Genomic DNA, 24,651 nt, shown 5'->3' on the forward strand with positions numbered 1-24,651 from the left:
GACCCCTGTTGAATACCGGTTGTTTCACCAACCTCAAAACTCTAGTAATACCTGGCACTGATTGAGGGAGGTTTACAAAGACATCCCCAAGAAACAAAAACGAGCCCCGATCAAACCATTGGATTATTTTGCTAATTTGGGAAACACGCGAAACGAAAATATGGCACTGGCATACTTGAGCGGGCACTACACGCTTGAGCAAGTAGGTAGCCATTTTGGGGTAAGTTACGCGACGGTTAGTCGGGCTGTGAAACAGAAAGAAAGTGGTGTTGATTGACTGCTGAATGTCAAATGTAAGGCCTGACCCCATTCTTCGACCCCATTCTTCTATTCTTCTCTGCATTCTTCCTTCAGTCGCTTCCAAGCTTAGTTTCAATATCGATTGTCAATCTTTTCGGATGTGCCATCCGTTTTAAGCTCGCGCAGGCTTGTGTTTAAAATCGACATGATTTCTGTTGGCATTTGTGCATTGCACGCAAGGTAGTAATTCGTGGTGTTGTAGTTGAATAACCAAACCACTTTGTCACCAAGTTGATTATCTTTAATTATTTTTTTTCCGTGAGAGTCACCTGTTGTTGCGTAATCAATACGACCGACTGCGACATTCTTGAAGGTAGTAATAGACTCCGTTGAGGTGACGACTTGGAAGTGGCGTTCCGTGAGATAGGCAACCCCAATCGTGCCAAATTGAGTTCCTATTCGAGATTGCTTGATGTCTTCTAATTTGGTGATTTTTCCCAATTTATCGGGGCTGCCGAAAATTGCCCAATGACCGACAGCAATGGGTCCAATCCACTGAAAGAATGGCTCTCTCTCTGCACTTCTTGAAGTGGAGAAAACACAAGTGTCAGCGTTGCTGCGTGCCATCTCGAATGCACGGTTCCAACTCATGATCTGCATGCGATAGGGGATTTGGCTGCGTTTGAAGATCTCATGTACTTTGTCTGCGGCTCTGCCAGAGATGGCGCCAGTGTCCTTATCAAGGAAGTTGTAAGGGTAGTTAAATTCGGTGGTGATTTGAATTGTTTGACGCTGATTCTGCGCCCAGCTGTCCACAGTGAACCCAAAGAAAATAGCAATCAGTCCTATGCTCAGGAGGATCTTGTAGGACTTGGTTTGTATGTATTTTTCTATGTACATATGTTGCTTCTTTAGATTGTCAAAGCCAACAATTTACGTTTCTAAACGAGTGGTCAAAGTGATTGGATAGATTTCGATTATGGCGATTTCCTGAGAGGTTTCTATTTAAAACGCTCGATTGGTCTGAGGCTATCAATTTGAGGCCTTAGTGGATTTACTTAGAATTGCACATGGGTTGCCAAAGATCGACAAGCTAATCGACCCGTTGTCGTTTCTTGAGCTTGTTGTTTATGCCCGAGCCCCCCAGTTATCGTGCAAAAAAAGTTCAGAGTCTTGGTAGGTGAGAATAAAGGCCTCCATTTGGACGAGAATCTATTCGTGATTGGCGTCTAGCTTCCGAGAAAAATTCCATCACTGGGTTTCTGTTTTTTGCATACTTCCTCTGCTTGTGACTTCTACGATAATCGATTGATTTGAAATTTGCAATCATCATCTCTCTCAGGTTCTTGCATATTGATTAATTGCTCATCATGCAAAAGCGCGGGGTCATGCCTTACATTTGCGCTGACTATTTTTCACGCACTTTTGAGATCACAGACCGCACTGCATCAATGACAACCGCAGGCCGATCAAGTTGGATATAGTGACCCGTATCAGGTACCAGCTGATGCTGACTCTGTGATGACCACTTTGCTTGATCTTCCTGCATCCACGACCAATTTTCTCTTGCTGCTTTTTCGATCTTGGAGAGTTCTTGTTTAGGTACGGGCGGCACCGCTGTCAAGACAACTATTGGGCGGTCGCCAAGATGCCGAAACGTTCCCGCCTCATTCAATGTTTGCTCAAACGCGTCTCCTTCCTTTCGAAATGGAGCAATTGAAGTCGACGCGTAAGCTTTCACCGCCTGATCATTGGACTCAGTCCAATTTCCCTCTTTTTCATCCATAGCTGAAAGGAGCCGAACTATACCGGTCCAATTTAATGCAGCCCCTGATTTATCTAGAAAAGCCGTCCAGTTCGACTCTAACTTCCATTTCCATTTTGCCGAATCCGATTCTAAAACTTCCAGTGCTTTACCGCGCGATATCTGATCCGGGTTAGAAGTATCAACAAATACCAATCCCGCTACATCCGCACCGAAGTATTTCGTGTAGATCATGTTGTAAGGGCCGCCAAGCGAGTGGCCTACCAGGATTAAAGGACCTTTTTCCTTGGAATTTTTCAAGGCAGCATGCAAGTCCTCTGCAATCGATTTTGCAAGCTGCGGAGCCTCATGGGAGGCACTCCACATGATGCCAGCACGACTATAGGCACAAGCCCGAGTTGTCTTCGCAATTTCGTCATGAACTGCCGACCAGCTCAGTGATCCTGCCATATCCAGTCCCGATTGAAATACGACAGTGGGGCTCCCCGAACCGCGGCAATCCAATTGAATATGACGACCACCAATATCGACTAATTCGCCAGGTGGTGGAAAGTTCTGTGCAGCATTTTGTCTACCCAAGTTCTCATAGATGATGCCGACGATGAGAAGAACCAGGATAAGTCCAAGAATGCCATAACCAATATTGACGAATATTTTCTTCATCCTATCTTCACTCAAACGTTTTTGGATGTGCGGCACCCCGAAGGAGGAACCGCGTAGCAGTGTCCGCTACCAATGCTCTTTGCACGGCACGTCTACAGCTGCTTAAAAATTAGTTGTGGAGATTGTAAGAGTTGTCAGAACGAGAAGCAATTTGATTTATTCTTAAAGTCAAAAGAATGTTAACAAGCTCCGATCCAACCATAGGATTATATTAAGAATTTGGGAAACACGCGAAACGAAAATATGGCTCTGGCCTACCTAAGTGGGCACTACACACTCGAGCAAGTCGGTAGCCATTTTGGGGTAAGTTGCGCGACGCTTAGTCGGGCCGTAAAACAGAAGCAGAGTGGCGTTGATTGATTGTTGAATGTCAAATGTATGGCTTGAACCCCGATCTTTCTTTACTCCTCAATAGTCGGTGGATTTCATCGTCCCAGATCAGTGTCTCACTTTCCTAGAAGACCTTAACAAGATTTATGCGCATGAATTTATGTATAATAAATGCGTATTGGCGTGTGGTATTTTGCTATTCTGGAGCTAAAAATGAAACAAACAAGTCCATCAAAAAAAGCCACAAACATTAGCTTACCCCTGGATGTGTACCTTAGCGCTAAGGAGTTGGGGATTAACATTTCACAAGTGTGCGAACAAAGTCTGCGTGAAAAGATACGTGCTGAACAAGAACGTGAGTGGAATGAAAAAAATGCCGCATTTATCAAAGTCTATAATCAAAAAGTAGAAGAGGAAGGCGTGGCATTGGCAGAATGGCGGGGGTTTTAAATGGCGCGCTTTGATGTGTATGCGAATACCGGAAAAAGCAAAAAGACCACGCCTTTTTTGATCGAGGTACAAAGTAATGTGATCAGTGGATTGGCGACACGTATCGTCATTCCATTACGTCATTTGACCGCTTTTAAGAACGTAGAAGCGCCGGGCGATTTGTTTCCTATTATTATGGTCAATGGCAAAAAATATTTGCTAGATACACCGCAGCTAGCTGCAATCCCATTGATCGAGTTGAAGGAAAAAGTGGGCACCGCGTCTGCATTTCAGGCAACTATCCTTGATGCTTTAGACAGAGTATTTGGTGCGTATTAACTGGTACAAAAAATAGGCACCAAGAAAATGACTTTAGATTAGGCAGGGTTCGGGTCTAGCAAGTAGGCAGGTACTTTGGTATCAGTTACGCGACCGTTAGTCGTGCTGTGAAACAAAAAGAGCGTGGTGTACTGAATGCCTAGTGTCAAATGTAAGGCTTGACCCTCGTTCCGTCAAATGTAAGGCTTGACCCTCGTTCCGCTCTCGTTTTTTGAATATGTTAGGACTTACGCAAATCAGACGCTAGCGCAATGTTGCATAAGTCCTCTATTTGCAAGAATCAGTCCGCCAAATCGAGAAGTTCCAGTCTTTGTTTTGCAAGAAGATATCTTGCACGGACATCATCAATTTGCTGTTGAGTTAATTTCTTACCATAGGTACGAAGTCCACCTTCAACGTCATTATGATGAATTCCCATAGCAAGCTTGAGATATTCCAACAGCAAAGGCTGCGCATCGAGATAGGAGATGGAATTGAGTGCTTGAGAAATTTTGTTTGCCTCAGCCCATTCGCCTTTTAAGACGTGCTCTTGCATCGTAATACTTGCTTTGGGGAAGATGGTCCCTACCCCGGTAATCCCACCGCATGCGCCAGCCAGTCCTGCATGCACAGTGACGGAATCCACACCTGCCAAGATTTTTAAATCTTTGTTTTCTACGATCAGCGTTTCGATAATTGACACATCGAGCGTCGATATTTTGAGTGCGACTACTTCCGGTAGCGCAGAGAGTTTTCTCAGAAGATCGATTGACAGCGCATGATATCCGGCTGCATCAGGATTGTTATACGGCATGATGGTGACGCCTACTTTTTTTGCAGTGGCTGCAGCAAGCGCGTAGTAGGCATACATTTCTTCTTCAGAAGGAGCTTCCTTGGTTTTTGGCGGCATGACCATGACGGTATTCACACCAACCGCTGCGAGTCCTTCAATGATAGTCGCAAGCGCTTCCTTGGTTTCTGCGGCGGCGCCACTGATCAAAGGGACATCGTATTCTTTAGCAACGTCAGATAGAGATTTGAGTAAAGCGAGACGCTGTTCGGGAGTCAGATAACTGTTTTCACCGAGCGTACCAGACGCGACCAATCCACCAAATCGGCTGCCGCCCTTACCCTGCGCTTTTAAAACTGATGCGGCTTGTCTTCTTGTCTCATCAAAGTCAATTTCGAGGGCGCCAGATTCTGACTCTTTTAGCCATGTAAACACGGCCGGCATCACCGTATATCGCCAATCTTTACTATTCGTTTCCATCATATTTCCCATTATTTAAAAACATTATTGTATAAATTGCCCCAAATACATCAGAACAGTTCAACTAGCTTCGGTAACACTGGAGGCTTATTGGCTTAGGTTCTCAAAGAGCTTAAATTAATGCTCTATGCCCATTACATGCCAAATCATGCCAAACTTCGGTTGATCCCTGAACGCAAATTGTCTTTGCTATCGAGATCGAACAATTATCTTTTATATCAGAACAACCGGAACCACAGACACCCACTCATCATATTTCCTTTCACCACGAAGGATAGGGAATTAAGCCCACAGAACATCATATTCTAAATATACCGTTAATATATTAATTCATTTTGCCGAAATATTCAACCGAATCGCTTGATCGTAAGTGTAAGTTCAGCACCATGCCAGAGCCACATGGGGGAAGCTGCGATTTACGCGAGCACACAATTGAAACAAAAGGCACGTCGGTATTTAGTGATAGACGCGTGGTGGCGTTATAGCGATATTTTTTATCGAGATAAATTTGCGAATATTTGGTTCGACTACTTGCCTACCGGGGGGCTAATGGTGACCACATTTTTTAAAGAAATTGAATAAATCTATTTGGATGTGGAAGTCGACTTATTCAGCCATTTTGCAGCAATTTTTTCCACACTCTTGTCTTTGACCATTTTTGCAAATTGTTCGGAAAGCTGCGCCACCAATTGCGGGTCGGACCGCTTACTAAAAGCGATATAGAGATCGCTGGATTTTAAGAATAAAACCTTTTCGATTTGGGAATGACTGAGCTCGCATAAGTTAAGAAATGCATTTACGCCTTCCGGATTAATGACGACGAAATCGACGCGTCCGTATTTGAATTTTCGACAATTCGAGGTGTTGTCAGGCGCCGTATCAACTTTGACGCCTAAATGTCGAAGATAGGGAACCACGGAATTGTTTGCAACATCGCCTACAACGTAAGGCTTCACGTCGTCCAAATTTCTGATCGCGAAATCATTGCGACTGGATAATCGATACAACCATTCTTCGGTTTGTCCGATTGGACCTATCCAATAAAAATCGTTTTCTCTCTCAGGAATTCTGATAATGCTAAATAATAAAACGTTAGGCTGCTCTCGTGCCGTTAGTAAGGCCCTAGACCAGGGCACGACGTCAGTTTCAAGCTGAAATCCAGCACGCTCAGCTAATAGTTTGGTCACTTCATATCCCATTCCTTGGATGCGTCCACCACTAAGAAAATTGTAGGGATAATTGTCATCCACCGTGATGGACTTGAGATTAGATTTTTCCGCTGCAGGGAGCGCAGGGCTCACTAAGATGGCAAGTAGAAAAATATATTTTCTGTAGTCATTTTTAGATGCGCAAAAATAAAGTGATTGTGAACCGGCGCGTGTGTTGGCCGATTTGAATGCCGTTGCGAACGATGATAATCGTGTCCGAACTGAAGTCAATAATAACAAATCGAATCTCGTCTTCATACGCATGAGCATACTCTAAAAAAATTGATTCTAGAAAATATTTTACCAACTCGAAGGGACCCTCTTGATAAAAATTGAGTGTGAAAACCAGAGCTTAGCCATTAGCTTTTGATAGCCATGCAGCCTAACCAAATACGCGTAAATTACTGCGACAAATTTATGTTTGTAATCCCATCACACATTCGTTTCCATACAGCGATCTTGGTGCAAGAAATTTCCTACCTACTTGAATTGCCGTAATACATCGCATTGAACCCAGATTTTCCATTAGGCGCGTCTTCGACGCTATTTGAGCGCTGGCGGCGCATTTTCGGTCATTTTTTTCGTTCTTCGTTGCAAATAGCTAGCTATTTGCGCCTCATTCACGTAAAAACTGCCTCGAAAAGTGCATCCACCATCGCCTCAAATCCCAATGCAAATTCTGGGTTGAATCCTGCGTGTGCCAAAATGCTGCGCAACTGTCAGTCCCGCTTTAAATCTCTAGCGATTAGGCTGCCCTAGAATTTAGGGTTTGCTGTCTAGGAAGTAGATTTTATTGCGGCCTGTGGCTTTGGCTTGGTACATCGCTTGATCGGCTAATTTGACGATGTCGATGTCATTGTTTTGCAGGTGGCGCAGGAGGACGACGCCGATGCTGGCGCTGCAGTGGTGTTGAATGCTGCTTTTTTTGTGCGCGTTTGGAATATCGAGTTGATAAGGCGCGGATAAGGATGTGAGTATTTTTTCTGCGATGCTGCAGGCTAGCTGTTCGGCTTGTGTTAGCTCGGCATCTAAATCGCTAAGGACCACCACAAATTCATCGCCACCGAAACGCGCCACGGTATCGACTTCGCGTACGCAGAGACTGATGCGTTGCGCTACTTCTTGCAGCAGTAAATCGCCAGCGCTGTGACCATATTCATCATTGAGTGGTTTGAAATTATCGAGGTCGATGAACAACACGGCGGCAAAACGATGATGACGTTTGCATGCGGCCTTGGTTTGTTCTAGCCTGTCGTACAGCAGACTACGATTGGGCAGGCCAGTGAGAGCATCATGGAAAGCCATATGCTGCACTTTTAATTCTATGCGTTTGCGTTCGATGGCGATGCTGGCAAGCTGTGCCGATTGTTCAATGATGTAGACATCCAAATCAGCGAGTGCATTTTTTTCTTGGTGGTAGATGGCGAAGGTTCCCAATACTTGCAACTCGGACGAGAGTATCGGTTGCGACCAACATGAGCCCAAACCTGCTTGTGCTGCTAGTTCGGTATACGGCACCCAATAAGCATGGCTGGCGATGTCGTCCACCACCACACGTTGCCCTAAAAATGCAGCAGTTCCACATGAGCCAACGCCTAAGCCTATCGCGACGCCATTGATGGCTTGGTTGTAGAAGCTAGGCAAACTGGGGGCGACGCCATCTACCAGATGTTTGCCTTCTTCATCGAGCAATAAAATGCTGCACATGATGTCGTTATGCATTAGCTCAACACCGCGCACGATGGCTTCTAAAACGCTGGGCAAAGGGATATTTTTGGCCAGCAGTTCCAAGGTGGAGCTGCGAAATTTTTCGTATTTCTCCAATTGTTTGCGTTCAGTGATGTCGTGCGAAATACCTAAAACACCAATGAGTTTGCCGTCGGCATTGTGTAAAGGTGTTTTACTGGTTTCGACTAGCTCACGGTGTCCGTCATTGGCAAAGCTTATCCATTCTTCGTTGACGTTGAGGCCGCCTTTTTGCATGGCTAACAGGTCGTGGGCACGGAAGGAATCGGCGAGTTCTTTGCTGACAAAATCATAGTCGGTACGACCAATGATGTCTTTTTCCAATGCGCCAAAAAATTGTTCGAAGCGCTCGTTACAGGCAAGATAAACACCATCGGCATCTTTCAGCCAAATCAGTGCGGGCAGTGCTTGAAGTATGGCTCGCAGATTGTCTTCTGTGAAATTCGCCAGCGAGAGCATTTGTTGGTTCATACATTTCCAGACTGAGTATTCTTGCTCATTTTTGACTAGGTATTTCGAGCCCACGAATTACAAATTGGCATCTCGAAATTCACAATTTATCTCACGATCCAATTGAATTATTGAATGAGAATTCGCTTAATGAATGCTTTCTATCTTAAACCTATAATTCCTTAAGATAGCTGACATATTGCAATAAACAGACACATTGAGGATGCCGGAGTAGGCGTGATTTATGTCGTTATTGTCATGGTGGTGTAGAAATTTCTAGATTGCTGCGCCCTTTGTAAGGTCCATTCTAGTAATGCTTTTTTGTGTTTTGGCTCGTTTTACGATTCTTTTTTATCCAAAGTCGCCTTGGTGTCGCCTTGCTGTCGTCTCAATTCATGGCCTGATGTTGGCTTTTCTCGTACACTGAATGTTCATTTTGTCATGTAGGAAAATACGATGTCGATAAAGAATCTTCGCGTCTCCAAGGGGTGGACGCAAGCACAGTTGGCGGAATTTAGTGGTCTCAGTCAACGCACGATACAACGTCTAGAAAAGGGGCAGCCAGCGACCGCTGAAACAGCAAAGTGTTTAGCTGCGGTATTTGAAGTCCCTATCGTGGAGCTGGGCTTGACTGAGGCTGTCGATGAAAACCAATTAAGTGAAGAAGAGAAAAATCATTTGGAGGATATTCGCAAGATTCGACACTTCATCGTCGAATTAGCAGCATATCTAATCATCGTGCCATTGATTTGCCTGGCATCGTATCTACACAACGGCGAAATTCGTAATGGTATTGGCTTGGCGGTCGGTTGGGGTTTTTGGTTGGCTTATCAAGCAATTGATTTGTTTGATAGTAAAGCTTTTTTTGGCGCGAATTGGGAAAAGAGACAATTGGATAAACGTATGGGAAGGGACAAATCATGAGCCGTAAATTATTGAGTGGTTTTTTTTGTGTCTATTTGCTGATTGCTTTGTTGATTTCCAAAGTGACCAAGGCATCGGATAGCAATGGTGCTTGGCCAGAACGTCATGGTCAGGTGAGCCAGCAATTATTTTTAGGCAAGGGCAAAAAGCAGGCTTTGATCGTTGGTTTGGGTGGTTCTGAAGGCGGCAATCCTTGGGCCAGCAATTTTTGGAAAGGACAGCGAGACCGCTTTCTCGACCAAGGCTATGCTGTGCTCGCAATGGGCTATTTTGCTACCAAAGATAGTCCCGCCAAGCTTGACCGTATTGCGATAGAAGCTGTTCACGCTGCCGTGATGGACGCGGCGAAGGCAAATGAAATTAACCGTGAATGCATTATTGTGATGGGAGGCTCACGTGGTGCTGAATTAGCGCTCCTATTGGGCAGTTTGTATTCCGACTACGATGCTGTAATTGGAATTGTCGCCGGAAGCGCGGTGTTTCCGGCGCTGACCATGACGATGGATACGCCAGGTTGGAGTCATCATGGTAAGTTGTTGCCGTTCGTTCCTGTGACGCCAGCAACTTATCCTGCTTTAATGAGACGCGACCTTCGCGCAGCATTTGCTACCATGATGGAGGATCATCATGCGATGAATCAGGCTGCAATTTCCGTCGAGAAAATCAATGGTCCGGTGATGCTTTTATCGGCTAAGCAAGATGAAATGTGGCCGTCAACAGAAATGTCCGAGATGATGGTAAAACGATTCAAAGAAAAATCTTTCCCCTATCCTGTGTTGCACACCGCAATTGATGGTAATCACAGTGCACCATTAAAACACTTTGACTTAGTCGAACAGTTTTTACATGGGGAACTCAAACGAAGTAAGCCTGAATGTCAGAGCGAACTTCCTTAGTGCATCTGGACACAAGGCAGGGCGCAAGCTTACTTAAGCGGACACTACACGCTTGAACAAGCCGGGAAACATGTTGGCGTAGTGACGCGACGGTGATTCGTGGTGACTGATGTTAAATGTCAAACCTTAGGTTTGACCCTGAAGCTGATTGATGCTGTTCTTGATTAATTATCGGACTTTGCTACATAGACTTTTTGAATGGCCTTGTTGATGCGTTCCATCTGTGCAGCGCTGATGTCTTTACTGCATAAAATGTAGCGGTTTTGGCTAGGCGGCAAATCAGGCAAGTCGATTTGTGAAGCGCCCTTCACATGTTCGTCATTTTTCTTCAGGTATTCCCAGTCCGTCCTGTCCACAAACATGAATGAGGCACGATTGGTCGCAATCATGCGTGCCAAATTCGCTTGTAGGGTAGTGCTGCGCAGGATCTTGTTCTTGCCAGCCTTGATCATGGCATCTAGTTCCGGGCCGTAAGAAGAGGTATCGACAACACCGAGTGTCAGCTTAGGATCGGCTAAAAGCGATGTCAGCGTTGTGTGCGCAGAGACCAATTGGAACGCTTGCGGGCTGACTAAAATGGTTTGCGGTGCGTCCCTATGAAATACTCGGCTGTATTGGGCAAAGGATTCACGTTCGGCAACATAATACAAACCAAATGAGCAATAGTTTTTTCTTCCATTCTTAAAATTATAGAAAATTCTATTTGTCGGCTCTTCGACAAATTGCGTCTTGATTTTTGCTAGTGAAAAAACTTTTTTTACCCGTTCCACTAAGACGCCTCTCGGCTGTCCATCAACGGTATATTGATGTGGTGGCTTAACCCGCCAAGCGACAGTGACAACATCCTCAGCGCGCACGGTCGAACCTAAGGAGGCTAAGGGAATGCATAGGCAAGCGGCAATTAATAGGCGAATTCGCAAATTTTTCATTAATAATTCCACATACTGCCTACAAGAAAAGGTATAAGTTTACTCTACAAACTATTGTATCCGAAGAAAGCACCTTTTCCTCCGCTGAAAGTCTCACACAAGGTTGGAGACTGCTATTCGCGCTCCGTTGTCATCATTGATTGGAGCTCGATTTTTTGAGAAGGGAGTTGGGGACAGGCCTTTATGTATTAGGTATCACGTATTAGGTATTAGGTATTGCGTATTGAGTTTGCTGCTGCCTTGTACCTGTTACTGCTCATCGTAATGTGTGAGCCAGTATTGATGCTAATGACGATGATCACCCGTAGTTTTTATTTCTACTGAAGGTGCGCTGTCTGACAGCGTATCGATATACCAGTCATCGCCAAATAATTCCACAGGATGGGCGGTGCGATCCGAACCATTGCCACAAGCCAGCGCGTCGGCCGCACAATAACGATCACAGCCCCAACACAGGCGTTCGGGATGAGCGGGATGTAAAGGAAATTTCTTGATCAGATGCATGTCGGTACTTTGGCACTGAATGTCTGCTTTGACCATACGCGCCATCGACAGCCCGGCTTTTTTTTGACGCAGGACAAGAAAATCACTATTGCAGTGCTGCTTTCGCTCGCTTTCCACAAGAGTTATTTGACAATCGCCATTTCAGCTCTCACAACGAGGCGCGCGTTTGAAGATCAGCTTTTATCTCGATGATTTTCGTAGCCTATTGCGAGGCTTCGCGCCGTCTGCCAATAAGATCGGTTGGCGCGAACGATGGCGTGCCAGTTTAGGCGCACTGTGTGGCTTACTTTGTGCAAGTTGGTTCAGTTATATACTATTCGGACGGAATGGTATCCCGCTACTGATTGCGCCTATGGGCGCAAGTGCGGTCTTGATTTTCAGTTTTCCTTCAAGCCCGTTGGCGCAACCCTGGCTCGTTATCGTCGGCAATAGCGTCTCGGCCTTAGTGGGCATTGCTTGTGCGCAATTATTACCTAGCCAGCCAGCGACCGCGGCACTGGCCGTGGGCTTGGCTATACTCGCTATGTTTATGCTGCGCAGCCTCCACCCTGCGGGAGGGGCTATCGCATTGCTTGCTGTGATGGGCGGCCCTTCCATCACTACGCTGTCGTGGTACTACGCACTTGCACCCGTAGCGCTGCAATCGCTCAGTTTAGTTTTGTGCGCAGTTTTTTTTCACAGATTGCAAGGAACGCAGTATCCGCAGCAAGCGACTAATGCGAACAACCTGCATCGCACGAGTGATCCAACAATTAGCAGCAGACTCGGCGTCGCTGATGCCGACCTCGATGCTGCCTTGGCGCGCCATGGCAAATTGCTCGACATCAGTCGCGCTGATTTACGCGAGCTCATCACACTCAGCGAAATCCAAGTCCACCAACGTCATCACGGCCTCATCCGTTGTCGCGATATCATGTCGCGTCACATCGTCACGGTCGAGTTCGAAACCCCGTTAGAACATGGCTGGCAATTGTTGCGCACACACAAAATCGGTAGCCTACCTGTGCTCGATCAAGCCGGTGCTGTGATCGGCGTCATCAGTCTCATCGACTTTCTCAAACATGCAGGGCTCGATGTTTACCACGATTTTGACCTACGCTTGCGGCAAGTGCTAGACCAAGCACGCGACATCAGTGGTAGCTCTGCCCAGGTTGTCGGACACATTATGAGCGCGAATCCGATCACGGCATCAATGGACAGCAATATTCTTGAATTGGTGACGCTGTTCAGTGACCGCGGCTTGCATTCTATTCCCGTGGTCGACAATCACCAGAAACTGTGCGGCATCGTCACCCAATCTGATCTCATCGCCGCGCTCTATCAGATACAAATGCGGCAAATGCAGGATATAGATACCGCTCAGACGCCTTGATCAACTTGGCGGTCTAACGCCATTCAACCCAGAATTTCCATTGGGATTTGCGATGAAGACGGATGCACTTTTCGAGATAGTTTTGATGCGAATGAGGCGCTAATAGCGAGCTATTAGCAACGAAGAGTAGCAAAAATAGCCGAAAATGCGCCGTCAGCACGCAAATAGCACCGCAGGTGCGCCCAATGGAAAATCTGGGTTCAAGTCACCGCACCACCCAGACCGCCTACCATCATTCACTTTGAGGATCAGGTGCTATCACTGAGATACTCGCAATGATGCTGAAAAAGCACTCGAGTCCCAGCCGCTTGTGACTTATGATTGCAGCTTGATATATTTAACCCATATCTGGTCTAATCATGATTCCATCTTCTTCCGCATTGGCAAAACAGCTTATAAAACTGGGCAGCTTAGTTCCCGCTCTAATGCTGTTTGCCAGCGCCATCGTGAGCTTCACACCAAACTGCTTTGCTTCCGCCAAAATGCAAAAGGCGACCCAGAGCACACCTCACAGCATAGACCGTCGGGGTTCGCCGCAAGCCATGCAAGATTTTGATCGCTATGCGAATCAAAAGCACTCGGCTTGGTTTGATCGCGGCAGTTGGCATGGCTTACTCTTGCCCGAGAAACTTGAGGAACGTGGTGGATTTAACGGTCCTATGATTGTGGCCGAGGAATATGCGGTCTACCTGGCACGCGCCTTCGATACTTTGGAGTTGATCGATGCCAACACTCAGCAGCCCTTAGACAAAGCACAGGCCGAATGGCGCTTTGATGCCAGCAAGGGTGAACTCTCGCAAACGCTGATCTGGCCCGCATCGAATCAGAACATACAACTAAACTTACAGTTACGCTTCATTTCTGGACACAGTGCCTTGATTAGAACGAGTATACAAAATCGCAGTCAAGAAGCGCGCCAATTTCAATTACGATGGCATGGAGAATTACTGACACAGTGGCAAACGAAAGAGGCCGCGGCAGCAGAGAAAAAGCCTTTCACTTCCGATATCACGGACAAATTCCCCGCGTGGCAGCGACGACTCCATGCTGACCAACATGCTCTCTATCTCGAACTCGGTCGACTGCGCTCGCCGAACGATCTGATGATCTCCGGGCATGGTCGATATTGGATCACACGCCAACTTGCAAGCAGCACTGAGATTAACCAGCTCGCCTACAGCAGTCTCAGTGCGCCTATCACCATCGCTGCGGGCGCGACTTTCACTACTTACAGCGCCCACCATTACGCATTGGATCAACAAGATCTCAAATTGGCTGAAAGCAGTGCACAGCTCAGCATGCAAGAACCGCAGAAAGCCTGGGCTCAAGCTACGCGCGATTGGCAAGCATTCGCGAACAAGGCTAGCACCTCGTTACAAAACAAAGCGCTAGAGACCATGCTCAGTAACTGGCGCCATCCTGCTGGTGCTTTGGCCTATGATGGCGTAGTGCCATCGACTACCTCGCGCTGGTTTAACTGCATGTGGGGTTGGGATAGTTTTAAGCACGCTTATGCCTTAGCCGACATCGATCCGCAATTAGCTAAGCAACAAATGCGCTCTATGCTCTCAACGCAAATTCAAAGCAATGATGAGCTACGCGCTCAAGATGCTGGCATGATCATCGATGACGTCTGTTATAACCGCGATGCATTCCGTGGAGGCGACGGCAGTAATTGGAATGAACGCAATACCAAGCCACCATTGGCGAGTTGGGCTAGTTGGCGAATTTTTGAAACCAGCCAGGACAAGGCTTGGCTGCGCGAAGTGTATCCCAAGCTAAAAGCCTTTCATCAATGGTGGTATAGCCATCGCGACACCAACTCCAATGGTCTCGTTGAGTTTGGCGCGACCCGCCACCCTGAACATAATAATCAACAAGGCGAATTGAAATTCACGATCGCTAAGCCTCCCCCAGCATGGTTATCACGCTGTGAAAAGCAAATCTCAGAGACAAGTCATAAACCCCTGGTCTGCTATGGCATTTCCCTCTACCGCCAAGCACAACGTGAAGGTTTGGCACCCTACGCTCCAGCACAAGAGGCCACGGGTTATGAATCGGGTATGGATAACGCCGCTCGCTTTGGCTTCATCGACGATGATCAATTGGCGAAGTATGCTGAGCACGCACATCGTGGTGATTTGCAAGCGGCACGCCAAGATTGGCAAGTCGACTTTTTTGAAAATCGCGCTGACGATACTAGCTTACTGGGCTACTCCATGAATCAAGAATCCGTTGACCTGAATGCCTTCTTATACGCGGACAAACTGTATCTCGCCAAGATGGCACAAAGACTTGGCTTACACCAGGAAGCGCGCGCTTGGCAGCGTGCGGCAGCACAATTAAAAATTAAAATCAATGCTTGTTTCTTCGATGCGGCGAGTGGCTATTTCTACGACAGAAAAATCACGACGACCCATCAGCTCGATCAACGTGGCTGTGCCGATGGTGCATTACTGACCAAGCGCGGGCGCGGCAGTGAAGCCTTTGCCGTATTGTGGGCGAACGCTGCAGATGCTCAACACGCACAAGCGGTGATCACCCATTGGCGCGACAGTAAGGAGTTCGCTAGCTACCTGCCCCTCCCCACTGCAGCGTTGAGCAATCCAGCGTTTCATCCGACTAGTTATTGGCGCGGCCGAGTCTGGGTCGATCAAGTTTACTTCGCCTTGAAGGGCATGCAAAACTATGGACACAGCAAACTCGCACAGGCCTTCGCGAAGCAATTTGTGAGCCGTGCCGAAGGCATCAATGATGCGCGGCCACTGCGCGAAAACTACGATCCTCTGACCGGTGCAGGCCAAGGACCAGGCAATTTCAGCTGGACCGCTGCCCATCTATGGATGATCGATCGTGAAATTTTGATGCATGCCATGAAGAAAAATCTGCACACAAATCCCTAATCGACTAGCGAAGAAGAGGATGAGGATTTGAGTTGGGATAGCGTGTTGCAAATATATGGTTTGTGGTGCGTGATCCTGTGATGTGTACAGACCAATATACGGAAAAAGAGGTCAACTCGGTGATTCATGACCAGAGCGAACAAGGAAAAGCAGAATTTTAGGGTCACCCATTAGCCCCCCAGTAGTCAAGAAGTCGAACCAAATACTGGCAAATCACCGCGATAAAAATGTTTCTATAACGCCACCACACGGCTATCTCAAATTACTGTCGTGCCTTTTGCTCCGTCGTGTGGTTGCGTGAATCGCACCAGTACGCCAGCTTCTCTACTTTTGATTGCTTTGCCGTCTGATTTACACTGCCCATAGTTCACTCTCCTCAATCCGTCTTGACGAATTAACGGGGAAGTTTAATGGTTCTCGGTTGGACGCTTACACACCCTCCACAGTTTCTCCACATTTGATTTGCAAGATGCGCTACCGGCAAAAATACTGTTAGCTTTTGCAAAATCATGCAGTCAAGCGAGGTATTTTTTTATTCGCTGCGATCAGTGTCACAGGTATCAGCATGACGACGGGTCGCGTCATTTTTTTAGCTTACAAAATGAGAATTTCAATGAAACTAATTGTTTGGGTATTTACTATAACGTGCTGGTCACTTATCCCAGCCCTTGCTAGTGCAGGAGTGGTACAGGCCAATCCGACGTTTTCCGAGAACTCGATCAAGCGATATATGTTTTCAATGGACACTTTCGCGGCAATTGAGATGGAATTTAGCAAGCGTAAAGTGCTTTTTAATAAAGCGCCAACAGCACCTGCGGCTGGTAAAACGACGCGTGTGACGGGGACAGGTACTAGTGGTTTTCCTACGCCGTTTATCATTGAACATGTAGCGGGACGCTTTCATGTCTACGCTGAGCGTCGCCGCCCGCAACATCCTGTGGCACCTCTGCCCTATCGAACGCAAGACGTCGTGTTTGAGACACCTGATCCCGCTGTCTCGCCAGTTGGCACCTTGAGCTATCCAAAATCAGGTGGGCCTTTTCCTGCAGTGGTTCTAGTTGCAGGCTCTGGTCCGCATAATCGTGACGCTGGCATGTCCTTGCACAAGACCTTACTGGTACTGGCCGATCACCTGACCCGCCAGGGCTTTGCCGTATTGCGCTATGACAAACGAGGTGTCGGTCTGACCGGTGGAAATTTACACCCCAACTCTACGACAGATGATTACGCTGCCGATGCGATTGCCGCTGTCCGTTTCTTGAAACTCCAAGCGAATATCGATCCGGCAAAAATTGGCATCGTGGGTCACAGTGAAGGCGGCATTATCGCTGCAATGGCGGCTGCCGAGGCGCCAAAAGATGTGAACTTCATTGTCATGCTAGCCGGTACCGGACTGCCGGGCATGGAAATCAAGAGCCTGCAAGATGCTGCGGAACGGCGGGCCGACGGTATGCCTGAATCGCACGTGCTCCTGTTTCAAAGCCACGATCGCGAATTATTCGAGATCGCAGCGAGCAAGCGCAATCAAGCTGAAGCGCTCGCCGCGATGCGCGCAGCCTATCTAGCACTGCCAGCTACGACCAAAGAAACACTCGGTCTGCCGCTTGAGGAAACACCCGAAGAATTGTTTGAGGTTTTTTTGTCACCGTGGTTTCGGCGCTTTCTAGCACTTGATCCGCGCCCCTATCTAGAAAAAGTAACTTGCCCCACGCTCGCGCTCATAGGTGAAAAAGATAGGCAAGTACCAGCAGCAGAAAATTTGAAAGAAATTGGACGTGCGCTTAAAGTTACAACGAATCGCGCCAGCCCACTGACATCGGTGCGTCAGCTTCCTGGGCTTAACCACAACTTCCAGACGGCAAAAACCGGCCAGGCAAGTGAATACTTTCTGATTGAAGAAACCATCGCACCTTCAGCGCTAGCGCTAGTATCTTCATGGATACAAGAAGTGGTGCATAAGAAGAAATAGCGCGTAAGGTGAGCATCGTGCTTAGCCTCGTAGGCATGGTTGGACGATGGTCGTGTGCAAGCCAAAAAATATGAGTTCAGCGAAGACGATTTGCTCAGCGACTGGCCTGGTGAAATCGCTGAAAAAGGCGCGATCTCTTTGCATCGCGCTATCTACCCAGCAGTGCACTGCGCGATGCATCAATACGGGCAAATAAATTCGACGCTGAAATCGTCAGTCTCAGGCGATGTGATCGAGTGCATCGTCAAATTCCACCGCGCGACGAAGGCACTACGATCTTAACGTGAATTGCTGACATTGAGACAGAGCAGGTCTTAGCGCGCTTTATAGTGGTTGTAGGCATAACCTGATATCGCCAAACCGATCCCAAGGGTGGTAAAAAAACTGATGGTGCTGGAATTAGCAACACCATTAAATCCCACCACATCGATCCAGGAAACGTTACGGATTTGCACCGCGATGTACACCCAAAAAAGTGACAGCACAGTGAAGGCACGTGAGGTACGAGTAAAGCGACCTAAGAGCGTTGCAAACGAGGCCAACATGAAAATGCCGGAAAGCAGTGCGGGCAATGACAACAGGCCTAAGGCTAGGCCGTGAGACGCAACACCTACCATCATCAGGCCACCCAATAACAGTGCGCTTGCCAACTGCCGACTATAGCGTCCCGAAGTTCCACTGGCTGTCGCACCGCTCATGTTTTCGCTATCGGCCTGGTAGTCACGTGTGGCCATGTCGGAGATAAGGATCATCCAAATCGTTACTGCGGCGATCAATACGCCTGGCATTTGCTGGCCGGGTATCAGCAACGCGGCGATGTTTAGTCCAATAATTGACAGTATCGCGATTGGAGAGCTGATTAAGCACAAGCCTAACTCCGCGAAAACTTCACCGGCTTTGCCAGGTGTGCGTATCGCCAAGGCAAAAACAGGCTGCACCAAAAATGAGAGCGGGCGCAGGATTTGATTAAGCATCGCGATGGGGCTGCGACGTTTATTGCCCGCGCTTGCCTTAATTCTATCTGGTGAAAAGCGGTGGAAACGTAGAATAGCGGGTATCAAAGGGAGCAATGCCAGACCAGCGCTAGTGATGCGATACAGCACAGGCATGGTCCACCAAATCATGTCTGGCAATACTCTAGGCGCTAGCGCGGGATTGAAGTTGCTACCGCCAACTGCGACGAAGCTGGTCTGAAAGAATGTCTTGGTGATGAGCATCGTGGTACCAATGCCGAAAAAATCCAAGGCCAGTAAGGGGGATCCAGCGCTACTCATTTTTTCACTCGCTGCGCCAATGGCACCGAGTACGCCGCAAAAAATGAAGAAATAGGCGACATCTCCAAACTTCCCCATCAACACTTGAAAGCTATCAAACAGGATGGCGCAGCTGACCGTAAAAAAGATCAATGGCGTCAAGATCAGCGCATAAGTCTGCAGATAAATCAGCGGCTGCAAAGGACCAACACCATCAATCAAATGACGCACCATCATGGTGAGCATCACGGTCAGACCAATCGCGCCTAAATAGGCAACACCACCCAACCAGCGCGCAATCAGGAACTGCAAATTGCCCACCTCGGTGGCCGCGATGACGCCACCGATGCCACTGCGAATATCTTCCACCACGCGACCACGAACCAAATAGAAACCAATCAGCGCTAACAAACTAGAGCTTAGGGTCACACTACCCAAGGCTAAGGTCGAGCTGGTGTAAAGCGTACGCGCATGGTCGACGACCATCATCGACATACCGGTACTTTGCCGCATCACCATGGCCCAAGTTACACCAATCACGATCAATAAGGCAATCACCGTGCCGAGCCGGCGCATGCGCAAGCGCACTTCCATTTTCACCATAGTCAATAGAAAATCGAGGTTCATACACCACTCTCCTGACTAGCGTAACGTTGCGACATCAAGGCTTCTTCAAGATTTGGTTCGGCATTGATAGCGCCGTGCCATGGCGAATGTGGATGCGCAATGCGTAAGCTGACGCGATCGCCTTGACGTTGTGCATGCAATACATTGACTTTCTCGCGTAGCACAGCGTGCTCTTCTTGGCTTACGCTGACCGACCAAATCTCTCCGCGTGCTTTATCCAAAAACGCTTCCGGTGTTTCATGAGCGATCAATTGCCCTTTGCGCATGATCGCCAATTCGGTCGCGATACTTTCTACGTCTGACACAATATGCGTCGACATGATGATGAGTTTATTGACACCCAAGTCACCTAAGAGGTTACGAAAACGCAGACGCTCTTCGGGATCAAGTCCGGCGGTGGGTTCATCCACGATCAAAATGTCAGGATCATTCAGTAAGGCTTGAGCAATACCAAGTCGACGTCGCATACCGCCAGAAAATGAGGCCGCAGGGCGGTGCGCATGATCATGCAGATTCACCATTTCCAGTAAATCGTTAATGCGTTTGGGATTGCGTACACCTTTTAGCGCTGCGAAATATTGCATGAACTCTTTTGCACTCAGATTGGGATAGACACCGAAGTCTTGCGGCAAGAAACCCAAATGGCGACGAATCGCATTCGGGTTCTGAGTGATATCGACGCCTTGAAACAAAATCTGTCCGCTACTAGGTTTGGTCAGTGTAGCGATCATTTGCATCAAGGAAGTTTTACCCGCGCCGTTATGTCCAATCAGACCAATGACTCCACGACTCAATTGCAGAGAGAGATCCGCCACCGCGGGTGCATTTTTTCCATAAATTTTAGTGACGTGACGAATATCTAACATGATGATTCCTGCAAAAGTGAACTTAGGCTGCACTGTAAAGCTGGGGAACTTAAAAAACGAACGGAAAACGACAAACAGACAAAACGAGGTAATAGAGGGGTAAAAATACGACATGAAGATCGCCTGTCTGAACCCTATTTTCTTCGCGATTGGTGGTGAGGAAGTGCAGCACGCGACAAAGAAGCCACAATCAAATTCGCGTGGCAGCAATATTGGTATTAAACGGATATCATCGATCAAGTCTGCGAGACTATCGTCAAGCTCGCCACGAAGCTGTTGAATGCTGATGGTTGGTATTTTTTGTGCATTGTGAATATGCAATTCGATAAAAAGTAATTTTTCCGTTGGGCGTCAATAGCCAAAGGCGTATTGCGCCATATGTTGGTTGATGATCGCGATGGATTATTTTTCTTTGGACAGCCTAAAACCAAATGCAAGTTCAAACTCGAAGTGCAGCGGAAGAGGAATTGGACTGGCTGGGGAGATGCAATAGCGAGTAGTAAGACTTGAGTTGTAACATGACAAATGTTGACATGCGTGGAATGGAAACAGAGAACGGGTGCCTCTTTATCGCATTGCATCAGCCTTGCTTGAACTCCATCCTAGATGATCATAAGGCACTAGAAAAAAGAAAAGATCACACCAATTTTCTCTTCTGTTTAAGTCTATACTACCGATCACCTCAAACGATTTTCTAGAATCTCTGCAATGTCTGTCAAATCGAATTTCGTTTCATTGTGCTTTTTTTTCCTCTGCCCCTGTGCTTTTGCGCAGCAAAATTCATTACGTTTCCTCGCTTCTGATGTTGCGACAATGCCAGAAGGCCGCATTACAAAAACGACCAATAACCGGGTAATGAGTGAGGGCTACGTATTGGATTTCCAAGATGCGCTAGCGAAGGCACTTGGATTGAAAGCGATCCATGTGATGTTGTCGCGCAAACGTATGGAGCTGCCAGAAATACAGTCTAGTGTCGATGTAGCTTGCTTCGTATCTCCAGCTTGGATAGGCACTTCAGCCGACTTTTATGATTGGGCGAAGTCGCCACTTATGAGTATCAATGACGTATTGGTTGGCGATAAAGCCATGCCAGTTATTAAGAAGCAAAGTGAATTAATTGGAAAACATATCGGCACCTTATTTGGCTTTCGCTACCCGGAGATAGAATATTTGTTCGAAAAAAAACTTGCGTACCGCGAAGATGCGCCGACACGCGATAGTGCACTTTTAAAACAAAAATTAAAGCGGACGGACTACACCATAGTCAGACAAACCCAATTTCGCTATCTCCAAAAAACAGATGCAAACTTTGCCAGCTTAAAAGAATCACCTTTGATTGTTTCAAGTACACCAGTTTATTGCGCACGCGTCAAAACTAGTCCATTGTCACAAGAAAAATTTGAGGCGGCATTGCAGCAACTTGCGAAGGAAAAAACCTTAGAAAAATTACTGGTGAAGTACTTGGTACACAAATAAGTTGAGGAACAAGAAGTTTTTGAAATGACCGGAATGAGCTTGTCCACGAAGTTAAACTTTGATGACTTTACATATTCGAAGACATGAATAGCAAACTATTCATCACTCTCAAAATCTGAGGCGATTATTGTTTCTTGATCGGTGAAGGTGACGATGTCGAGCGATTTTAAGATGATGGCGAATATAACGAGTCGTCAGTCAATTAGATTTTTCATGAAACGGCGCAGATTGATTCGGCCGCACGGTTACATGAGCGTGGTGCGGACGCCGAAGAATATAGTTCAGGCAAGGCGACAAGCTCCAGGCTCAGCGTCAAACTTACTTTATTTCGCCTTGAGAAAATAAAGGGACGCTGGCTCTTTGATTGCGAAACGCAGTGACACTTACCCTTCTGGTCAAAGCCGCTCCAGTCTAAGAGCAGCAGTGGATGTCCTGTCAGCGTGTCACACTTTGTCTTTCAGGTTCCAGAATTGGAATCAAGATTCAAACCACGCCTACAAAACAAATCAAAGCTCGCATTCTGTCGGCAATACTGTCGATTCATCACATTCGGCACAGCTTGCTCATTCTTACTCGCTATAATTGTCAGCATGAAGATTAGTCCCTCAATTCAACTGGCTTGGCGCTCGTTTTGGATGCTTAAAAAACAGCGTCAGGAACCGCTGTGGGCGCAACTGACGGTTGCTGCCGCCTTAGCACTGCCCATCGGCTTCGTTATGATGTTGATCAACGGTCTGTTGACCGGCAGGGTGAGCGATCCTGGTTGGTGGCGTGCTTCGCTGGTGTTTAATCTTTTTATTTGCCTTGCGGTCGCTAACAGCATGGTAGCCATCACACGCTGCGTCGAGTGGCTACTACCTGTCACCAGCATAGAACGGGTTTCCGAAGCGGCCGATTGGCGCGCAGCGCTAGTCATCAATGCTATCGCTGTGGCCAGCGTCATACTCGGTACTGCGCTCATCTTTAGCCTGGACGGCTGGCTGTACGACTGGGATGTGTGGGGCATTTTTTTGAGTGCCAGCGTGGCCCAGACCAAATTCCTCGCCTTCGTGATGGTGGTGGCGGCCGCCAATTGGTTCTGGTGGCGTTTGCGGGTCAAGCAAGACAAACTGTTGCACCAAGCAGTGGAAGCGCAGTTACGCCTGCTGCAAGGACAAATTGAGCCTCACTTTTTGTTTAACACGCTAGCGAATGTGCAAAGCTTGATGGATAGGGACACACCACGCGCCAAGCTGATGCTGGAAACTTTTACTGATTATTTACGTGCCAGTCTCGGCCAACTGCGTGACACTGACAGCACCTTGGCGGCAGAATTGGCGATGGTACGCAGCTATCTCACACTAATGCAAATCCGCATGGAAGATAGGCTGCGCTTCGAGATTGAGGTCAGCGATCAGGCTCTCGCCGCAAGCTTGCCGCCCTTACTGTTGCAGCCTCTGGTGGAGAATGCCATTGAACATGGTTTGGAGCCTAAGATTGAAGGTGGTTCGGTTCGTATCAGCGCCCAGGTGCTTGACGGCCGGCTCGACCTCTGTGTGATTGACGATGGCCTCGGACTTGCGCCTGATGTTTCCCATCGCTCTCGCAAGCGTAACAACGGCATGGCGCTATCGAATATTCGCGAACGGCTGCATACTCGCTATGGTGACCAAGCAGCGCTGAACTTGACGCCGCAGACAGCGGGCGTGCAAGCATTCTTATCCATTCCTTACCAGAAATCATCATGACGCGCGCGCTGATTGCCGACGACGAACCGCACCTGGCGCTGTATCTGAAAGAGCAGTTGGAACTACTGTGGCCGGAACTAGAGATTGTGCATGTCGCCCGCAATGGCGTGGAGGCGGCGGCGCGTATCGAGGGAATGGAACCAGATCTGGCCTTCCTCGACATCCAGATGCCGGGTCTGAGCGGTTTGGAAGTGGCGCAGGGCATAGAAGGAGAAACCCGTGTGGTGTTTGTCACCGCCTTCGATACCTATGCAGTGCAGGCTTTTGATCACTGCGCTCTGGATTATCTGCTCAAGCCTTTGAAAACCGAGCGCTTGGTGCAGATGATAGTGCGCGTCAAGGCGACGCTGGCCTTGCAGCAAGCCGGTCAAGTGGCACAACCCGATGCCAAACTGTCGCAAGCCATCCAACAATTGACGCGCGGGTCAGCGGCCCCAACGCGGCTGCGTTTCGTACGAGCTGGCCAGGGCGAATTTGTGAATCAGATCGCCGTTGACGACGTACTGTACTTTCACGCTGACGATAAGTACACCGTAGTGCAAACCGTCGACGCTGAGCACTTAATCCGTACTCCCATCGTTGAATTAGCAGAGCAACTTAATCCAGAGCTTTTCTGGCAGGTGCATCGATCAACAATAGTCAACCTTGCCTATTTGGCCGGGACCCGGCGCGACGACAACAGTCGCCTATTCCTGCGTATCAAAGGCCACTCACGTGAGCTGCGAGTCAGTCGCGCTTACGTCCACTTGTTCCGGGCAATGTAATTCGTCGGCACCGGTGTCGCTT

At 47.8% G+C, this 24,651-nt stretch carries 20 protein-coding genes; 11 read left to right on the plus strand and 9 right to left on the minus strand.

Features of this window, described 5'->3' with window-relative positions:
• Nucleotides 1-372 precede the first annotated feature (372 nt).
• On the minus strand, nucleotides 373-1,140 hold the full coding sequence (locus AC1RR2_RS20265; protein ID WP_493224097.1) for a substrate-binding periplasmic protein: 768 nt from the start codon (nucleotides 1,138-1,140) through the stop codon (nucleotides 373-375).
• Nucleotides 1,141-1,648: 508 nt separating this feature from the next.
• Nucleotides 1,649-2,668 carry an alpha/beta fold hydrolase gene (locus AC1RR2_RS20270; RefSeq protein ID WP_493224098.1) on the minus strand — a complete coding sequence of 340 codons (1,020 nt, stop codon included), beginning with the start codon at nucleotides 2,666-2,668 and terminating at the stop codon, nucleotides 1,649-1,651.
• A gap of 543 nt (nucleotides 2,669-3,211) precedes the next feature.
• Here AC1RR2_RS20270 and AC1RR2_RS20275 point away from each other — a divergent pair.
• Both AC1RR2_RS20275 and AC1RR2_RS20280 read left to right on the plus strand, forming a co-directional pair.
• Nucleotides 3,212-3,448 carry a type II toxin-antitoxin system CcdA family antitoxin gene (locus AC1RR2_RS20275; RefSeq protein WP_493224099.1) on the plus strand — a complete coding sequence of 79 codons (237 nt, stop codon included), beginning with the start codon at nucleotides 3,212-3,214 and terminating at the stop codon, nucleotides 3,446-3,448.
• Nucleotides 3,449-3,766 (plus strand): CcdB family protein, encoded by a 318-nt coding sequence (locus AC1RR2_RS20280; RefSeq protein WP_493224100.1) that lies wholly within the window; start codon nucleotides 3,449-3,451, stop codon nucleotides 3,764-3,766. It begins immediately after the preceding gene.
• Between the two features lie 280 nt (nucleotides 3,767-4,046).
• Here AC1RR2_RS20280 and AC1RR2_RS20285 read toward each other — a convergent pair whose 3' ends face one another.
• The 3 genes from AC1RR2_RS20285 to AC1RR2_RS20295 all read right to left on the minus strand — a co-directional run bounded on the left by AC1RR2_RS20285 (nucleotide 4,047) and on the right by AC1RR2_RS20295 (nucleotide 8,440).
• Complete coding sequence (locus tag AC1RR2_RS20285; RefSeq protein WP_493224101.1) at nucleotides 4,047-5,015, minus strand: dihydrodipicolinate synthase family protein; 969 nt, start codon at nucleotides 5,013-5,015, stop codon at nucleotides 4,047-4,049.
• 584 nt (nucleotides 5,016-5,599) lie between these two features.
• A complete protein-coding gene (locus AC1RR2_RS20290; protein WP_493224102.1) occupies nucleotides 5,600-6,316 on the minus strand; it encodes a substrate-binding periplasmic protein in 717 nt (238 codons plus the stop codon).
• A gap of 669 nt (nucleotides 6,317-6,985) precedes the next feature.
• Nucleotides 6,986-8,440 carry a sensor domain-containing protein gene (locus AC1RR2_RS20295; RefSeq protein WP_493224103.1) on the minus strand — a complete coding sequence of 485 codons (1,455 nt, stop codon included), beginning with the start codon at nucleotides 8,438-8,440 and terminating at the stop codon, nucleotides 6,986-6,988.
• 435 nt (nucleotides 8,441-8,875) lie between these two features.
• On the opposite strand from AC1RR2_RS20295, the gene AC1RR2_RS20300 reads away from it, so the two are divergent.
• The gene (locus AC1RR2_RS20300; protein WP_493224104.1) at nucleotides 8,876-9,343 is read left to right on the plus strand and encodes a helix-turn-helix domain-containing protein; all 468 of its coding nucleotides are present in this window, start codon (nucleotides 8,876-8,878) and stop codon (nucleotides 9,341-9,343) included.
• Nucleotides 9,340-10,239, plus strand: a complete 900-nt coding sequence (locus AC1RR2_RS20305; protein ID WP_493224105.1) for an acyl-CoA thioester hydrolase/BAAT C-terminal domain-containing protein — start codon at nucleotides 9,340-9,342, stop codon at nucleotides 10,237-10,239. Before AC1RR2_RS20300 ends, AC1RR2_RS20305 begins: the two co-directional genes overlap by 4 nt.
• Before the next feature lie 164 nt (nucleotides 10,240-10,403).
• Here the strand turns inward: AC1RR2_RS20305 and AC1RR2_RS20310 are convergent, their stop codons facing one another.
• Both AC1RR2_RS20310 and AC1RR2_RS20315 read right to left on the minus strand, forming a co-directional pair.
• A complete protein-coding gene (locus tag AC1RR2_RS20310; protein WP_493224106.1) occupies nucleotides 10,404-11,168 on the minus strand; it encodes a hypothetical protein in 765 nt (254 codons plus the stop codon).
• A 285-nt stretch (nucleotides 11,169-11,453) separates the two neighbouring features.
• The gene (locus tag AC1RR2_RS20315) at nucleotides 11,454-11,666 is read right to left on the minus strand and encodes a DUF3079 domain-containing protein (RefSeq protein ID WP_493224119.1); all 213 of its coding nucleotides are present in this window, start codon (nucleotides 11,664-11,666) and stop codon (nucleotides 11,454-11,456) included.
• A 172-nt stretch (nucleotides 11,667-11,838) separates the two neighbouring features.
• Between AC1RR2_RS20315 and AC1RR2_RS20320 the strand changes: the two genes are divergently transcribed.
• The 4 genes from AC1RR2_RS20320 (at nucleotide 11,839) to AC1RR2_RS20335 (ending at nucleotide 18,198) form a co-directional block, all read left to right on the plus strand.
• Nucleotides 11,839-13,044: an HPP family protein gene (locus AC1RR2_RS20320; RefSeq protein WP_493224107.1), complete on the plus strand. Its 1,206-nt coding sequence runs from the start codon at nucleotides 11,839-11,841 to the stop codon at nucleotides 13,042-13,044.
• Nucleotides 13,045-13,403: 359 nt separating this feature from the next.
• Entirely contained in the window at nucleotides 13,404-15,947 is a 2,544-nt protein-coding gene (gene ygjK / locus AC1RR2_RS20325) for an alpha-glucosidase (protein ID WP_493224108.1), read from the plus strand.
• A 730-nt stretch (nucleotides 15,948-16,677) separates the two neighbouring features.
• Nucleotides 16,678-17,916 carry an alpha/beta hydrolase family protein gene (locus AC1RR2_RS20330; protein WP_493224109.1) on the plus strand — a complete coding sequence of 413 codons (1,239 nt, stop codon included), beginning with the start codon at nucleotides 16,678-16,680 and terminating at the stop codon, nucleotides 17,914-17,916.
• 54 nt (nucleotides 17,917-17,970) lie between these two features.
• Complete coding sequence (locus AC1RR2_RS20335) at nucleotides 17,971-18,198, plus strand: hypothetical protein (RefSeq protein WP_493224110.1); 228 nt, start codon at nucleotides 17,971-17,973, stop codon at nucleotides 18,196-18,198.
• A gap of 32 nt (nucleotides 18,199-18,230) precedes the next feature.
• Here the strand turns inward: AC1RR2_RS20335 and AC1RR2_RS20340 are convergent, their stop codons facing one another.
• Both AC1RR2_RS20340 and AC1RR2_RS20345 read right to left on the minus strand, forming a co-directional pair.
• Nucleotides 18,231-19,796 (minus strand): hypothetical protein, encoded by a 1,566-nt coding sequence (locus AC1RR2_RS20340; RefSeq protein WP_493224111.1) that lies wholly within the window; start codon nucleotides 19,794-19,796, stop codon nucleotides 18,231-18,233.
• Entirely contained in the window at nucleotides 19,793-20,662 is an 870-nt protein-coding gene (locus AC1RR2_RS20345; RefSeq protein ID WP_493224112.1) for an ABC transporter ATP-binding protein, read from the minus strand. The genes AC1RR2_RS20340 and AC1RR2_RS20345 overlap by 4 nt, the downstream gene beginning before the upstream one ends.
• 813 nt (nucleotides 20,663-21,475) lie before the next feature.
• Between AC1RR2_RS20345 and AC1RR2_RS20350 the strand changes: the two genes are divergently transcribed.
• The 3 genes from AC1RR2_RS20350 (at nucleotide 21,476) to AC1RR2_RS20360 (ending at nucleotide 24,629) form a co-directional block, all read left to right on the plus strand.
• Nucleotides 21,476-22,138: a substrate-binding periplasmic protein gene (locus AC1RR2_RS20350; RefSeq protein ID WP_493224113.1), complete on the plus strand. Its 663-nt coding sequence runs from the start codon at nucleotides 21,476-21,478 to the stop codon at nucleotides 22,136-22,138.
• Nucleotides 22,139-22,728: 590 nt separating this feature from the next.
• The gene (locus AC1RR2_RS20355) at nucleotides 22,729-23,865 is read left to right on the plus strand and encodes a sensor histidine kinase (protein WP_493224114.1); all 1,137 of its coding nucleotides are present in this window, start codon (nucleotides 22,729-22,731) and stop codon (nucleotides 23,863-23,865) included.
• Nucleotides 23,862-24,629, plus strand: a complete 768-nt coding sequence (locus tag AC1RR2_RS20360) for a LytR/AlgR family response regulator transcription factor (RefSeq protein ID WP_493224115.1) — start codon at nucleotides 23,862-23,864, stop codon at nucleotides 24,627-24,629. The genes AC1RR2_RS20355 and AC1RR2_RS20360 overlap by 4 nt, the downstream gene beginning before the upstream one ends.
• Nucleotides 24,630-24,651 lie beyond the last annotated feature (22 nt).

The sequence above is a fragment of the Undibacterium sp. GW821-FHT11H02 genome (assembly GCF_058808015.1).